The organism is Mesorhizobium sp. CNPSo 4661 (assembly GCF_057784215.1).
On the sequence record NZ_JBWGIO010000017.1, the window covers coordinates 99,144 to 114,187 of the forward strand.

The following is a 15,044-nucleotide window of genomic DNA, read 5'->3' on the forward strand; positions in this document are numbered from 1 at the left end:
GGTTAGTCGCCGAACCGGCCCAGCCAGTGGCGGGCAAGGTCGGAGCGGCGGCAGATCCAGATGTCGGGATTGGCCGTGACCTTGTCGAGGAAGCGCTCCAGCCCGATCATGCGGCCGGGACGCGCCGCCAGCCGGCAATGCAGAGACACCGTCATCATGCGCGGTGTCGTCTGGCCTTCTTTCAAAAGCCAGTCGACGCCGTCGCTGACATATTCAAAGAACTGGCTGCCGGTCTCGAGACCGGAACCGCGCGAAAAGCGGCTGTCGTTGTTGTCGAAAGAGTGCGGCACGACAAGATGCCGCTTGGCGCCGACATCGACGAAATAGGGCAGGTCGTCATTGTAGTCGTCGCAGTCGAACAGGAAGCCGCCATGTTCGACCACCAGCCTTCTGGTGTTGAGGCTTGGCCGGCCGGTGTACCAGCCCGCCGGATCGATGCCGGTCACCTTGTGCACCGTATCCACCGTCATGGCGATATGCTGGCGCTCTTCCTCTTCGCTGAGCGGCGCGTAGTCGATCCAGCGCCAGCCATGGCAGACGATGTCGCTGCCGAGTGCTGCGATCGCCTTGCCCGCGGCCGGATTGAGCTCGAGCGCGCGCCCGACGACGTAGAAGGTCGGGGTCACGCCCTTGTCCCGGAACAGCGAGATGAGCCGCCAGACGCCGACGCGCGAACCGTATTCGTAGAGCGATTCCATGTTGCGGTTGCGCAGGCCAGGCGCGGCGGGCGCCACGGCAAGGTCGGACAGGATCGCTTCGGAAACGCCGTCGCCTTCGCCGATCGAGTATTCGGCGCCTTCCTCGTAGTTGACGACGATGTTGAGCGCGAGTTTCGCGCCGCCGGGCCACTCAGCCTGCGGAGGCCGCTCGCCATAGCCGATGAAATCGCGAGCGGGCAAATAGGGCGTGTGTGACGTCATGAAATCCCCTCGGATGAAGCCCTTACCAGCATTGCCGGCCACGCATGGCGGTCAGCGCGCGCAGCGTGCGGTCCATGACGTCCTGCGGCCCGATGGTTATCCTCAGGCAGTCTGTGAGGCCGTAACCGGCAAGCCCGCGCGCGATGATGTCGGCGCCGCGCAAAGCGCTGTCGGCGGCGGCCGCCTTCTCCGCATTGGCAAAGCGTATCAGCACGAAATTCGTCCGGCTGTCGGGGACCTCGTATCCAGCGGCCCGCAGACCTCGTGCGAAGCGGTCGCGAATGTCGGCGGTGCGCGTCACGGTTGCGCGCATATAGGCCTGGTCCTCGACCGCCGCGACCGCCATGGCGAGGCTGACCGTCGAGACCTGGTTGGAATTCTGCATCTTGCGCACCTCAGCGGTGATCTGGGGCGCGAACAGCCCCCAGCCGATGCGCGCTCCGGCCAGCCCATAAGCCTTGGACAAGGTGCGCAGGACGACGGTGTCGCCGCGCCCGGCAAGCGCAAAGACGGCCTGCGGATCCTGGTCGTCGAATTCGCCATAGGCCTGGTCGATCACCAGGAGGACGTCGCCGGGAAGTGCCGCGCGCAAGCGCAGCAGCTCCGCGTTCTTGATGCAGGTGCCGGTCGGGTTGCCCGGATTGCAGACGAAGACGATGCGCGTCGCCGGCGTCACCGCCGCCAGGATGGCGTCGATCGAGACCTCATAGCCGCGCTCCGCGGCCTTGACATAGGTCGCCCCGGCGCGCGCGGCCGCCGAGGCGGCGAAATTATAGGCATAGTCCGTGCCCAGCACTTGCGTGCCCGGGCCTGCAAAGGCCGCGATGGTGCAGGCGATCAGCTCCATCGAGCCCGCGCCGCACAGGACAAGATCGCGCTCGACCCCACAGGTTTTGGCGATCGCATCGCGCAGCAAGGTCCAGTCCGGGTCCGGATAAAGATGGCTGCGCGCCACGGCGTCCCGGCCGGCCTCGATCGCCTTGGGGCTGGGCGGGAAGGCGCTCTCGTTCTGGGCCAGCGTCGGCCGGTCGAAGCCGCCGAAATTCGCCAACGCGAAAGCGGACATGGCCTCGATATGGGCGGTGGCTTTCAGGGGCACGGCGAAAAGGTCCGGCTATCGGCTTGTCGGCAAATTGTTTCGAGCGGAGGCTAAGGCAGGGCGATCAAGCCGCAAAGCAAAATTCGCCGGCACAATGACTATGGGAATTTGGCCCATGCGGGGGGTGGGGCGCGCGGCTAGCCCGGCTCGCAATCCTATGTCACCTCGATCAGCGAGCCGGGCTACGTATTTGATAGCCGGCGACGCGAATTTCTGTTGCTGGCGTGACTGCTATTTTTCGGCCTTTCGGACGCGAGAAATACGCTCTCTTCGGCAAAAACAACTCCCGCGCCCTCCAGAGCCCGTCGCACGGCGGCGACATTGACTGGCTTCGGAACCCGAATGCCGTTTTCAAACTCGCTGATGGTCATTTCGCTGAGGTTTGCCTTGGCCGCGAGCCGGACTCTGGACCAGTTTAAGAGCGCTCGTGCAGCTCTCAACTGTTCTCCTGAAAGTTGGTCTCGGCTCTCCATAATGGTGGAACATTCAATGTCCCTAAAATGTTCCGGCTGCCTGCTCAAGATCGTCTACTGCCACGAGTGCCGCGGCGCCGGCCGTGACGACCGGAACTTGCAGTTCACGAACCATGCGATGACGCCGGAACAGCGGAAAGGGTGGACGCCGTGCCCTTGAGCGAGCGCAAAATGTGTACAGGCTGAGGTTGCAGAGCTAAGCTCGTTTTTTTGGGCGTTATGGGCATGAGAAGGGGCATCGCTTTCTGCCTTTTGATCGTTACCTGGTTCGCAGGAACGGCGACGGCCACCGAAACAATTCAGCGCACTACCGAGGACTGGACACTTGAGGGCCTTACCGGAGGCATCAAGGATCAGTGGCTGGAGATGCCCTTCATTAGGGCATGGGGCTACGCCGAGGCGATCGACCGATATTGCTTCCCTGCCAAATCGTACACCAAAGTTGTCGGCTTCGGCCTGAGGGAGGCGGCTCGCTCAGAGGACAGATTTGGCCCGGGAACACTAGCGAGCGCTGAGAAGGATGCAGCGGACCATCTCCTCGCAGCCAAGGTCGCGAACAGGCAGCCGGCTAAATGCGCAGGCCCGGCTGCCACGACCGGGTGAACGGTATAGCAGCCGGGCCGAGGGGCTCGCGAAGAGTTCCGCTCACAGCGCAGCCTTGCTCCAAGAATGATCCCCAGGACGCAGAATAACAATCAGGGCACATCGTCCCTGATTTATTGCGACTTCGGACGTTGGCACACTGCACTGTCACAGTGGTTTCCCTGTGCCGGCCTGCCGGACCTCGACTATCCATTTCACGACAAGGCCGTCACCGTCACCACCTGCGGCCGCATCTGCCACAATCGCAGGAAGATCAACCTCAGCCTCGTCTTCGCCGGTCAGACCGTTGGCGTCAAACAGGTCGAGGACCATATCTGGCTGACCAGCTTCATGGACTATGATTTGGGATATTTGGACGACGAGACATGCAGGCTCGAACCACTCCAAAACCCCCTTCGGGCCAAAAGTGTTACCCATGTCTCCGGTATAAACCGTAACCTATGTGTCCAGAACGGACCTTGAAAATGTTTGGCTCCCCGGGCCGGATTCGAACCAGCGACCAACCGGTTAACAGAGGGTTTCCAGTGCGATTTGCTGGATCAGCGTGCGACAGCCTGAATTTCTAAAAATTCTTTCAATAACAACCAATTAGTGCTTCATCCCGTCGCGACTTGTCGCAGCCGGTATCGACAAAGCGCGTGGTTTTGTGTAGATTATTCTGTAGATCACTCACGGAACCCCGGGCGAACCGGTTGTAGCAAGATTGGTCGCTGGACAGATGCCGAAACTCGAACTTACCGACAAATTCTGCCAGGCCGCCAAAGCCGGTTCCGGCCGAAAAGCCGACTATTTCGATACGACCGTCAAAGGTCTTGTGCTGCGCGTCTCGGCGGGTGGGCAAAAGACCTGGTTCGTGGTTTACGGGCCGCCCGACAAGCGGCAATGGTTGAAGCTCGGCACCTATCCCGAGACACCGCTCGGCACCGACAAGGGCGCTCGCCAGAAGGCCAAGGACACTCGTGCAAGTGTGCAAGAGGGCGGCGACCCTGTGGCCGCCAAGAAGGCGCATGCCGCCTCGATGACCGTCTCTGATTTGGTCGAGAGCTATCTCACCCGCCGGGCATCATCGCGGCGGTCGGTCGATGAGATCGCGCGCCGGCTGCGCAAGAATGTGTCCGGCTATAACGCTGACGGAAAGAAGGTCGAGAAGGCATCATCTGGCTGCATCGGCGAGGTGAAGCTCGCGGACCTGCATCGTCGCGACATCACCAAGGCGATCGACGCGGTGAGGGACCGGGGCGCGGCCGTCGAGGCGAACCGAGTGTTCGAGGACATTCGCGCCATGATCCGATGGGGGCGCGGTCGTGGCGATCTGGACAGCAACTTGACCGAAGGTATGGCGAGGCCGACCGAAACGGTCGAGCGCGACCGCGTGCTGACCGCCGACGAGATCAAGACTATGTGGGCAGCCTTGCCCGAAGCCGACATGCGGGAAAGCACCCGCCGCATTCTGCGCCTGTGCCTGATTACCGGACAGCGTGTTGGCGAGATCGCCGGCATGGAGCACGGCGAACTGGACTTGACACGCGGCCTTTGGACGATACCAGCCAGGCGCGCGAAGAACGGCCGCGACCATGTTGTCCCGCTGTGCGAAATGGCAATCCGGATCATCGGCGATCAGATCGCAGGCGTGAAGGCGCTGTCGGAGCGCAAGGGCAGGGCGGTACCGCCTTTCGTTTTTCCTGGACCGGGCGCCCGTGCAGCCGTCACCGGCGCATCTGTCCCGAAGGCAGTGAAGCGAGAAGAGATCAGCAAGCGCGGCGTAGCAATGATCATGGGCATTGCACCGTGGACGCCGCATGACCTTCGGCGATCTGCTGCGACGGGCATGGAAGAAATCGGCATTTCGCCGTTCATCGTCGGGCAAGTGTTGAACCACGTTTCGGCGACCAAGAGTACGGTCACGTCGCGGGTATATGCGCGCTACGACTATATGAGCGAGAAACGGGACGCCTTGGAGCTTTGGGCCGATCGACTTGCCGGCATCATTGCAGGCAAGGGCAACACCGAACCTCTGCGAGCGAAGGCAGTTGTATGAACCGGTCTGCGCAGTCGCCGTTCGACCCCGAACCTTCCTGCTGCTCGCCGAAGTCTTCCCGGTTGATCTTGATCCCTCTGACTGCCGCCGCAATCGAATGATTGTCGGCTAATGGACGCGCTTTGCCTTGCCTACCGGGAGCTACTTCACCGATCCTACGTCCTTTCGGAACGCCGTGACAGACGCACGCCGACACCACCGCCATTTTCAGGAATGAACTCGATGCCGGCATTCTCAAGCGTTTTTTGAAGGAGGTATCGCGTTCCTGTTTGAGGAACAGAACGGTCGTTTTCGAAATTGCGAATGGTAACAGCACTCGCGCCGGAGCGGGCGGCGAGATCCTCTTGCGTCCATTTCAGCAGCGCTCGTGCGGCGCGACATTGAGCAGAATCCATGTCGCAAACTGGTAATAACTCATGAAAATCGCAAGCTTTTTCGGAAAACGTTGACAGCGGTTTTCTAAAAACCAATAATCCTTTCGTTTTCAGAAAGCGGCCGCACCGAATGCGCGAACACTCGATGCGGCCTCACCACAACCCAGCTGTTAGGAGCTCGGATCATGGCTGATTCCGACAATAGCATGAGTGCGTTTTTCGTCACCCGGCGGCGCTTGCTGGCGGGCACGGCCGCGGCCGCGGCGGCTTGGCCCTTCCATGGAAAGACGCGGGCCGCCGAACTGACGGACGGCAGCAGCGTGGCCGATCCTGCTCTTCGTCTGTGTGGGAACTGGCAAAAGATCCACGATGAGACACTGGCGTTGTGCCGCGAACAGCAGCGGTTGGAGACACTCCTCGCCAGGACGGTCGGCTTTCCCTGCGCCGAGGTGCGGCTTGTCGATGGTACGGACGTAACGCTCCATTCCATCGAGAGCCTGAACGATGCCTACTCTCCCGAAAATGAAGTCGAGTGGGGCAGGGCGCTCGCGGATTTCGCGGCACACCAGTCGCGCTGGGACGCTGCTGATGCTGAGATCGGCTATTCGAGAACAGACGAACTGATCCGACAATCGGAAACAGCCGAAAGCGACCTTCTGGACGATCTACCGCAGACAGCGGCCACGTCCATCGAAGGCATTTTGGCCAAGCTCAAGGTGATCCTGCGTGACGGTGAGCACTGGGAACATCCAGACGATTTCCCCTGGCCGCATATCCGCTCGGTGCTGGATGACCTCGCCCGCCACCATAAATATCGATCTGAGATGATCGCGGGATGCTGGATCGGGTAACCGTCCTTCACGGCCGCCGCCGCTTCCTGGAAGCCTTCTGTCTCAACCTGAGGGATGGTCACCCATCCGGCAGGGGTTCAGGAAGCATACAAGCAGCTCGTGGTGCTCCAAAGTTGCCTTGCTTGAGCAACCCGTTTTGATGGGCGCGAGGCCGACTATCGTTTCCGGTTTGCCGTGTTCGCTCGCCCAGGCGGCGACTGCGCGTCTCGATCAGCCAGCTTCCCGCATATCGTGCATCGCCCTCATCACAACTGTTCGCCCTTGTCTTGCGGGCGCCATGATACGGGATCGGTGATCCAGCGGCTGATATCGGATTCATGCCAGCCTGCACCGTGGACGCTGATTTGGATCTGGCGCGGGAAGGTGCCTTCGGCGATCTTGCGATAGATCGTAGAACGGGACAGACCGGTCCGGGAAAGGACGGTTTTCAAGCGGATGATCCGGTCTGGTTCAGGCATGGTTGCGCTGCCTCCTGCTGGCTGTTTGTGACTGCTCCTGATCCAGAGAGGACCGACACTCACGGGCGCGCAAGAGGGTTTTCCGGGTAGTAGTGCCCCGGCGTAGGGACGGCGGCAAATAGGACGGTCTAGCTAGAGACCAATGCCCCAGCCTCGGCCGAGGTCGATGCCGTGATGGAAGGCGAGTTCTAGGCCGAAACGAAGGCCTGACACTGAGGGATCCCCAGGAGAAAGTCGATGTGCGCCCCGAGTCCAGTTTGCCTGGGGAACCTGGAAGCTTTTCTCACTTTCTGCCTTGCGCCTCCAGCTGAATTTCGCGCGCTCATGAAGGAAGTTGACGGCCCTGGACATGCAGTGATGCAAGCATGATCGAACCGCATATTCGGGGGTTCGAGTCGGGAGAGCGCTACCGCCTTTCCCCCCACCGATCGAAATGCGAGTTTCGGCTTCGCTGCTGCGCCTGAGCGAAGATCTCGCTACTCAGGCGTCATCTGCGATCCAAGTCACAATTTCGAACCGATTGCTAAGCCGACTTTCAAATTTCTCGGGTTGCTCGATATCGCTGGCCACGGCCACTTGGTTGCAGATCGGGATCCCCTATGCTCTGTCATTTCGCCCTAGGCAGAACAGAACGGGGAAGGTCTCATGAATTTCAATGATATCGACCTCAACCTGCTAAGAGTTTTCGACGTAATGATGCGTGAGAGGAGTGTCACGCGTGCGGCTACCGAGTTGGGAAGAACGCAATCGGCCGTAAGTCATTCTCTGTCAAAACTTCGCTATCTGTTGCAGGACGAATTGTTCACGAGAGACGGCGGGGAGATGCGGCCGACCCCTCGGGCCGTGGAGTTGCTGCCGGATATTTCCACCGCACTGGCGACGATCCGAGCGTCGATCGACCGGCATCAGGTGTTCAATCCGGCAACGACGCGGCGCAACTTTCGTGTTGGACTCACCGACTATCACGCCATGATTTTCATCCCCGGGCTCATTCGGGAGTTTTCGAGGCAAGCGCCTGGCGCGACGCTGAATATCATTCCGGCAAACGGACCCGAAATCGGTTCATCCGTCTATCTGAGGCAAGTCGATTGCGCGCTGACGGGGGCCGCAATACGCGACGATGCAAGTCTCTTGAAGGTGGAACTCGGCCAGGATCGATTGTTCTGTGCGGTGTGGAGCGGAAGCAAGATCGCTCAAAACCCTATGACGCTGGAAACATATCTGGCCAGCTCCCACCTGCAGATTTCCGCGGACGGTCTGGCAGAAGGCCTCGCGGATGCCGCCCTCAAGCAGCTCGGCCTGCGACGCAACGTTGTTGCAACCATCTCGAATTACCTGGTGCTTCCGTGGGCGTTGCGCGGCACCGAACTGATCACACATTGTGGCGACGCCATTCTACAAATGCTGGATGAGAGGAGTGAGGTGAGCCTGCTCCAGCCGCCCCTTCCCATATCGAATGTCAATGCCTGGCTCATCGTTCATCGCCAGATGGCGAACGATCCAGGTACCAGGTGGATTCGGGAAATGATCGTCAATATTTACAACGAGTCACGGGCGAAAAAGAGCCAAGGATTGATCGCGGACCGTCAGGCTGCGGGGCCAACCGAATAATAGCCTGCGAGCGCCCTTCCGATCAATCACGGGCGGACCTCATGCCCACCCGCATAATTATGAATGATGCTCATTTTGACAATGAGGACAATCAATTTGACGAATAGTTTGGCTTGGGAGAACATTCCTCTAACAAAAACAGGGGAATGCCGAAATGAGATCAACGTTCAAGGGCCTGCTTGCCCTCGCTATTGCGTGCCCCGCCTCCTCGGCGTGGTCCGCAACACTCGACAGTGTCAAGAAAAATGACGTGCTCACATGTGGCACAAACTCGGCGACGGCCGGCTTCAGCCTTCCCGACAATGAAGGCAAATGGACCGGATTTGTCGTCGACTACTGTCGCGCTGTCGCCGCTGCCGTGCTCGGCGATGCGCAGAAGGTCAAGTTCATCCCGTTGACGCCAAAAGATCGCTTCACCGCCTTGCAGTCGGGGGAGATCGATATTCTCGCGCACAATGCAACCTGGACCTCGTCGCGTGACACGTCGCTCGGCATATTGTTCGCCGGCACGTATTTTTACGATGGCCAGGGATTCATGGTCCACAAGACGGAGAACGTCACGTCGGCCAAGGGGCTTGACGGTGCATCGATCTGCGTCACCCAAGGCACCACGACCGAGTTGAACCTTGCCGACTATTTTCGCTCGCAATCGATCAAGTACACCACGGTTGGTTTCGCCGACGAAGAAGCTGTCGTGAAGGCCTACGAGGAAGGACGTTGCGACGTTCTGTCCGCGGACACCTCCACCCTGAACGCGTCGCGGCTTCGCATGGCCAATCCGGACGACAGCGTCGTGCTTCCTGAGTTGATCTCAAAGGAGCCGCTTGGGCCGGCGGTCCGGCAGGGTGACGACCAGTGGTTCAACGTAGCGAAATGGACGCTCTACGTAATGGTGGCCGCGGAAGAATATGGGGTCACCTCCAAGAACGTCGATGCCATGAAATCGTCGGACAATCCCAGCATCCGCCGCCTGCTCGGCGTGGAAGGCAGCATAGGCAAGGACATCGGGCTCGGCGACGACTGGCCGGTTCAGGTGATCAAGCAGGTCGGCAACTATGGCGAAGTTTTTGACCGGAATATCGGCAAGGACTCGCCGCTGAAAATGGAGCGCGGCATGAACGCGCTCTGGAACAAGGGCGGCGTTCAGTACGCTCCGCCGATCCGCTAGACAGAGCGTGTTCGCAAGGCCCTGGTGCGTCACCGCCGGCGCCTTGCACAGCCCCCGATAGGAACAGGCCATGTCCGATTTGTCGCTTCCCGCGCCGTCGCGCCGGAGCCTGTCGCTGCACGATAAGAAAGTGCGAGGCGTTTTCTACCAGCTCTTGCTCGCCGGCGGCCTTCTGGCCCTGGTCCTGGGCATCGGCATGCAGACCGCTTCGAATATGCGGATACGGGGGATTCCGCTCTCATTCGATTTCTGGAATGAGGCTGCCGGCTTCGACATCAATCAAACCTTGATACCATACGATGCGCTGTCCACCTACGGCCAGGCCTTCTGGGTCGGAGTGGTCAACACCCTCTACGTCAGCGTGCTGGCAATCCTGTTGGCGACCTTGCTTGGCTTTGTCGTCGGCGTCGCCCGCCTGTCGCAGAACTGGATCGTTTCGAAGGTCGCGACCTCGTATGTCGAGGTTGTGCGCAATGTTCCATTGTTGCTGCAACTGCTGTTCTGGTACAACGCCGTCCTCAAGCCGTTGCCGCCGCCAAAGGCGTCGATCGCGATCCCCGGCGGCATTTACCTCAACAATCGCGGTCTCATCGTTCCGGAGATCCAGTTGCATTCGGGAGCAGGGCTGGTGGGCCTGGCTTTTGTAGCGGCTATTTTGTGCTGCATTCTATTCTGGTTCCACGCCAGAAGTGTGCAGAGACAAACAGGCAAACAGCTGCCGGTCCTTCTGATCAGCCTGGTGACCCTGATAGGGTTTCCGCTGATCATATTCCTGGCTGCCGGCGAGCCGGTCTCGTTTGTCGCGCCGCAGCTAAAAGGTTTCAATTTTCAAGGCGGACACCAGCTCTACCCGGAGTTCGCCGCGCTCCTGATCGGCCTGTCGGTCTACACCGGATCTTACATCGCCGAGATTGTCCGGAGCGGCATCCAAGCCGTACCAAAAGGGCAGACCGAGGCTGCATATGCGCTCGGGCTGGCGCCGGGCAAGACACTTCGCCTGGTCGTCGTTCCACAGGCGCTGCGGATCATCATACCGCCGCTGACGAGCCAATACCTCAATCTCATCAAGAACTCATCGCTTGCGGTGTTCATCGGCTATCCCGACCTCGTTCAGATTTTTGCCGGGACGGTGCTCAACCAGACTGGTGCCGCCGTCCAGGTCATGGCGATTACCCTGTCCGTCTATCTCGTTATCTCCATTGCCACGTCGTTGGCCATGAATGCGTGCAACCGTCATTTTGCGATCGTCGAGAGGTGATGCATGACTGATCAATCCATGCATTCGCCAATTGTCAGCGCGCTCATACCGGCGATGGCGCCGCCCGCGGACATTCGGCCGGGTCCAGTCACCTGGATGAAAAAGAACCTGTTCTCGACACCTTCTTCATGCGCGTTGACAATAGGCTTTGTCCTTCTTGCCGCGTGGCTGCTGCATCACTTCTTGAGCTTTGCGATCTTCAACGCGGTCTGGAGCGGTGGCCGGGAAGCCTGCCGCGCGAGCGGCGAAGGAGCCTGCTGGCCCTTCATCGCCGAGAAGTTCGACTATCTGCGATATGGCGCCTACCCGGTTTCGGAGCGGTGGCGCGTTGATCTCGCCGAGCTTCTCGGCGCTGTCTTGGTCGCATGGCTGTTGTGGACGAAGGCGCCGCAGCGCAAGCTGGCGGCGCTGCTCTTCTTCCTTGTCTATCCCGTTGCCTCGTTCGTTCTCGTTCGCGGCGTCGCTTCTCTCGGGTTGCCTGTCATCGACACGACGCTCTGGGGCGGCCTTTTGATCACGCTCCTGATGTCGATTGTGGGCATTGTTTTCTCACTTCCGATCGGGATCATCCTCGCTCTCGGGCGCAGGTCCGAACTGCCATTCATCAAGGCGGTTTGCGTCACATTCATCGAAGTCGTGCGGGGGGTGCCGTTTATCACGGTGCTGTTCATGGCCAACTTCATGATGCCGCTCTTCGTGCCGGAATACTTGACGCCAGATCGTCTCTTGCGCCCGCTCATTGCGATAGCGTTGTTCTCGTCGGCCTATATGGCCGAGGTTGTGAGGGCTGGCCTCCAGGCGATCCCGAAAGGCCAATACGAGGCGGCAAACGCGCTCGGGATCAGCTACTTCAACATGATGCGCCTGATCGTGCTCCCGCAGGCGCTGACGATCGTCATACCGAGCATCGTTTCCACCTTCATCGGCCTGTTCAAGGACACGACCCTGGTCGCGATCGTTGGCATAGCGGATTTCCTGAAGGCCGTCGAAACGGCGCGGGTCGATCCGAACTGGGCCGGCCCAACGATCTCGTCCACCGGCTACCTCTATGCGGGACTGGTCTACTGGGGCTTCTGCTTCAGCATGTCCCGCTATTCGCAATCGATGGAGCGCCAGCTGGCGCGCGGCCACAAATCCTAGGAAGCGATGGTGATGACCCAAGCAATGTATGCAGCGACGAAGGGAACGCCCCCCAACAAGGCGATGGCGATCGAACTGCGTGACGTCAACAAATGGTTCGGCTCATACCATGCGCTCAAGAACGTCAGCCTCTCGGTGCCGCAGGGGCAACGCATCGTGATCTGCGGCCCCTCCGGGTCGGGTAAATCGACGATGATCCGATGCGTCAACCATCTCGAGGAACATCAGTCAGGCGAGATCATCGTCAACGGCAAAGCGGTAACCGAGGATCTGCGCAAGATCGACGAAGTCCGAAGCAATGTCGGGATGGTCTTTCAGCACTTCAATCTGTTTCCCCACCTCACGGTGCTTGAGAACTGCACGCTTGCGCCGGTTTGGGTGAGGAAGATGCCTCGGTCGGCGGCTGAGGAATTGGCGCGCCACTATCTGGAGCGGGTCCGCATCTCAGAAAAGGCTAACAGCTACCCAGGGCAATTGTCGGGTGGCCAGCAGCAGCGCGCTGCAATTGCCCGGGCGCTCTGCATGAGCCCGAAGATTATGCTCTTCGACGAGCCAACCTCTGCCCTCGATCCCGAGATGGTCAAGGAGGTCCTCGAAACGATGGTATCGCTCGCCAGCGAAGGCATGACGATGCTGTGCGTGACGCATGAGATGGGCTTCGCGCGAGAGGTGGCCGATCGCGTGGTGTTCATGGACCGCGGGGAGATCGTCGAGACGAACACGCCTCATCAGTTCTTCGCGAATCCCCGATCGGAGAGGGCTCGGCAGTTCTTGGCCCAAATTCTCAAATAGAGACGTCCGCAAAGCGGCCGTAACCGTGGCAACAGATTTTTCCGGGTGATTATCAAATGGCTTGTGCAGACACGCCCGCATCGACGGTTGGGCAACGAAACAGTGCGGGAATAGATTTCGACCAAATCCACGACCGCCAGCAATTCGGATCGGTCAAATGGGCCAATCAGTGGGATGAGTTCTCGCCGCAGGTCGAAGGCCAGGATCTGCTATCGCTGTGGACGGCGGATATGGATTTCCGGGCTCCCGAACCTGTCATTACGCGGCTGCGCGAAGCCGCGGACCATGGCATTTACGGCTACACCCGCCGCGATCCGCGTCACTATGAGATCGTGCAATCGTGGTTCACGCGCCGGCACAACTGGTCGCCGATGCTGGAGACCCTGCTTCCCGCGCCAGCGATCATGCCATCAGTGGCTGCGATACTGCGAACATTCACCAAGCCCGGTGACAGCATCATCGTGCAGTCACCCGTGTACTCGCCCTATTTCGAAGTGGTTCAAGGAAATGGGCGGGTTTTGCTGACCAACCGGCTGAGGCTGCAAGACAACAGATATGAGCTCGACCTGGAGGATTTCGAGAAACTGGCGGCCGGCGGCGCCAAGGCGTTCCTGCTCTGCAATCCTCACAACCCCGCCGGAAAAGCCTGGACCCGGGAGGAATTGGCGGCGCTGAACCACATTTGTGAGCGCCATGGGGTCCTGGTCATATCGGATGACATTCACTGCGACATAAGGTTGTCGGATCGTCCGCACATCGCCTTCTCTTCCATTTCCGACGATGCCGCAGAGAAGTCATTCATTTGCACCGCTCCGACGAAAACTTTCAACCTGGCCGGGGTTCCTTCTGCGACCATTTCAGTGGCGAACAAAAAGCGCCGCGAGAAGCTTCTTGCGGCAATGCAGGCATCCTTCATGGTGAACGCAAACTTTTTTGGCCGCCTTGCCCTGGAGGTTGCCTACAGCACCGGCGCGCCATGGCTCGACCACCTCACAGGCTACATCGCCAGCAACATTGATCTCGTTTGCGAATTTGCCGGTGAACACCTTCCAGGCATCACGCCCATGCGGCCCGACGCGTCGTTTCTGGTGTGGTTGGATGCTCGCGGCCTTGATCGCCGAGTGGGAGGAATTCAGAAGTTCTTCGTCGATCGGGCAGGGGTCAATCTTTACGACGGCCGCGTCTATGGCCCTGGCGGTGAAGGTTTCATCCGCTTGAACGTCGGCTGCCCGCGGCCTCTGCTACGCCGAGGGCTAGAGCGCATGTCCAGCGCGCTGGCATCGTTGTGATCGAGCAGAACCAAGCCAGGATTTTCCGAATGCGAATTGCCGTCATCAATCCCAACACGACCGCCTCGATGACCAGAAGGATCGTCGCCGCCGCCGTGGCGGCAGCAGGCCCGGGGACGGAGATAGTCGGCATGCAGCCAATGGTTGGACCAGAAGCGATTGAAGGGCCATTTGACGGTGCACTCTCCGTACCCGGCCTGCTCAAGCAGGTGGTTGCGGCGGAAGCGGACAGTGTCGAGGCTCATATCATAGCCTGCTTCGACGATACGGGCTCGACGCGGCAAGGGCGATCGCCACCAAGCCAGTCATCGGCATCGGTGAAGCTTCGCTCCATGCCGTCAGCCTCGTCGCTCACAGCTTCTGTGTCGTAACCACCCTGTCGCGTTCCGCGCCGATCATTGAAGACAACATTCGCCGCTACGGATTCTCCCATCGCTGTCGCGGCGTGTTTGCTTGCGACATACCGGTCCTTGAGTTGGAGAGACCTGAGAGTGATGCGTCCGAACGAATTTCGGAGCTCATTCGCAAAGGCATCGTGCTCGGAGCGGAGGGCGTTGCGCTGGGATGCGCGGGCATGGCCGAGTTTGCCTCCACCCTCCAGCGCAAGCACGATGTTCCTGTGGTCGACGGCGTCGGCGCTGCGGTCGGCCTAGCTGAGACGCTGATACGTTGCGGCCTTGCGCCTCCCAAACGTGGCGTGTGGGCTACGCCGGCGTGCGCGAAGGTGCTGGACAGGTTCGAGTAAGCGGGGCGGTCCTTCGCCAGGTGCACGTCCGTATGGCCTCAGGCCTTGAAATCATTCAAGATTCTTTGGAGCAGGCGCTACCACATATCCGTGATTTTGCTGTGATTTCAAAGGCTTATGATAATTTTGGTAGCGGGAGAGCGCTACCGCCTTTCCCCCCACTCAGAGACCATCCGATATTTTCTACAGTGTCGGGCGTGATGGGCCTGTCTCGGTGCTGCAAAG

Annotated in this window: 14 protein-coding genes and 1 pseudogene; 9 read left to right on the top strand and 6 right to left on the bottom strand. The window is 59.8% G+C overall.

Going from position 1 to position 15,044, the window contains the following annotated elements; genetic code table 11:
- Positions 1–2: 2 nt before the first annotated feature.
- The 4 genes from AC0YKC_RS25020 to AC0YKC_RS25035 form a co-directional block, all read right to left on the bottom strand.
- Positions 3–920 (bottom strand): allantoinase PuuE, encoded by a 918-nt coding sequence (locus AC0YKC_RS25020; protein ID WP_488513001.1) that lies wholly within the window; start codon positions 918–920, stop codon positions 3–5.
- 22 nt (positions 921–942) lie between these two features.
- Entirely contained in the window at positions 943–2,019 is a 1,077-nt protein-coding gene (locus AC0YKC_RS25025; protein WP_488513002.1) for a pyridoxal phosphate-dependent aminotransferase, read from the bottom strand.
- Positions 2,020–2,201: 182 nt separating this feature from the next.
- A complete protein-coding gene (locus AC0YKC_RS25030; RefSeq protein ID WP_320295563.1) occupies positions 2,202–2,492 on the bottom strand; it encodes a helix-turn-helix domain-containing protein in 291 nt (96 codons plus the stop codon).
- Between the two features lie 750 nt (positions 2,493–3,242).
- On the bottom strand, positions 3,243–3,512 hold the full coding sequence (locus AC0YKC_RS25035) for a hypothetical protein (RefSeq protein WP_488513003.1): 270 nt from the start codon (positions 3,510–3,512) through the stop codon (positions 3,243–3,245).
- Between the two features lie 301 nt (positions 3,513–3,813).
- Between AC0YKC_RS25035 and AC0YKC_RS25040 the strand changes: the two genes are divergently transcribed.
- A complete protein-coding gene (locus AC0YKC_RS25040) occupies positions 3,814–5,133 on the top strand; it encodes a tyrosine-type recombinase/integrase (RefSeq protein ID WP_488513004.1) in 1,320 nt (439 codons plus the stop codon).
- A 155-nt stretch (positions 5,134–5,288) separates the two neighbouring features.
- Here AC0YKC_RS25040 and AC0YKC_RS25045 read toward each other — a convergent pair whose 3' ends face one another.
- Complete coding sequence (locus AC0YKC_RS25045) at positions 5,289–5,603, bottom strand: helix-turn-helix domain-containing protein (RefSeq protein ID WP_473590389.1); 315 nt, start codon at positions 5,601–5,603, stop codon at positions 5,289–5,291.
- A gap of 89 nt (positions 5,604–5,692) precedes the next feature.
- Between AC0YKC_RS25045 and AC0YKC_RS25050 the strand changes: the two genes are divergently transcribed.
- The gene (locus tag AC0YKC_RS25050; RefSeq protein ID WP_488513005.1) at positions 5,693–6,358 is read left to right on the top strand and encodes a hypothetical protein; all 666 of its coding nucleotides are present in this window, start codon (positions 5,693–5,695) and stop codon (positions 6,356–6,358) included.
- 245 nt (positions 6,359–6,603) lie between these two features.
- Here the strand turns inward: AC0YKC_RS25050 and AC0YKC_RS25055 are convergent, their stop codons facing one another.
- Complete coding sequence (locus AC0YKC_RS25055) at positions 6,604–6,816, bottom strand: helix-turn-helix transcriptional regulator (protein WP_488513006.1); 213 nt, start codon at positions 6,814–6,816, stop codon at positions 6,604–6,606.
- 645 nt (positions 6,817–7,461) lie between these two features.
- Between AC0YKC_RS25055 and AC0YKC_RS25060 the strand changes: the two genes are divergently transcribed.
- The 7 genes and pseudogenes from AC0YKC_RS25060 (at position 7,462) to AC0YKC_RS25090 (ending at position 14,819) form a co-directional block, all read left to right on the top strand.
- Positions 7,462–8,427 (top strand): LysR family transcriptional regulator, encoded by a 966-nt coding sequence (locus AC0YKC_RS25060; protein ID WP_488513007.1) that lies wholly within the window; start codon positions 7,462–7,464, stop codon positions 8,425–8,427.
- A gap of 154 nt (positions 8,428–8,581) precedes the next feature.
- Positions 8,582–9,595, top strand: a complete 1,014-nt coding sequence (locus AC0YKC_RS25065) for an amino acid ABC transporter substrate-binding protein (RefSeq protein WP_488513008.1) — start codon at positions 8,582–8,584, stop codon at positions 9,593–9,595.
- Between the two features lie 70 nt (positions 9,596–9,665).
- Positions 9,666–10,853 (top strand): amino acid ABC transporter permease, encoded by a 1,188-nt coding sequence (locus tag AC0YKC_RS25070; RefSeq protein WP_488513009.1) that lies wholly within the window; start codon positions 9,666–9,668, stop codon positions 10,851–10,853.
- Positions 10,854–10,871: 18 nt separating this feature from the next.
- Positions 10,872–11,993 (top strand): amino acid ABC transporter permease, encoded by a 1,122-nt coding sequence (locus AC0YKC_RS25075; RefSeq protein ID WP_488513063.1) that lies wholly within the window; start codon positions 10,872–10,874, stop codon positions 11,991–11,993.
- Positions 11,994–12,056: 63 nt separating this feature from the next.
- Positions 12,057–12,785: an amino acid ABC transporter ATP-binding protein gene (locus AC0YKC_RS25080; RefSeq protein ID WP_488513064.1), complete on the top strand. Its 729-nt coding sequence runs from the start codon at positions 12,057–12,059 to the stop codon at positions 12,783–12,785.
- A 56-nt stretch (positions 12,786–12,841) separates the two neighbouring features.
- A complete protein-coding gene (locus tag AC0YKC_RS25085) occupies positions 12,842–14,074 on the top strand; it encodes a MalY/PatB family protein (protein ID WP_488513010.1) in 1,233 nt (410 codons plus the stop codon).
- Positions 14,075–14,142: 68 nt separating this feature from the next.
- Positions 14,143–14,819, top strand: a pseudogene (locus AC0YKC_RS25090) (aspartate/glutamate racemase family protein).
- Positions 14,820–15,044 lie beyond the last annotated feature (225 nt).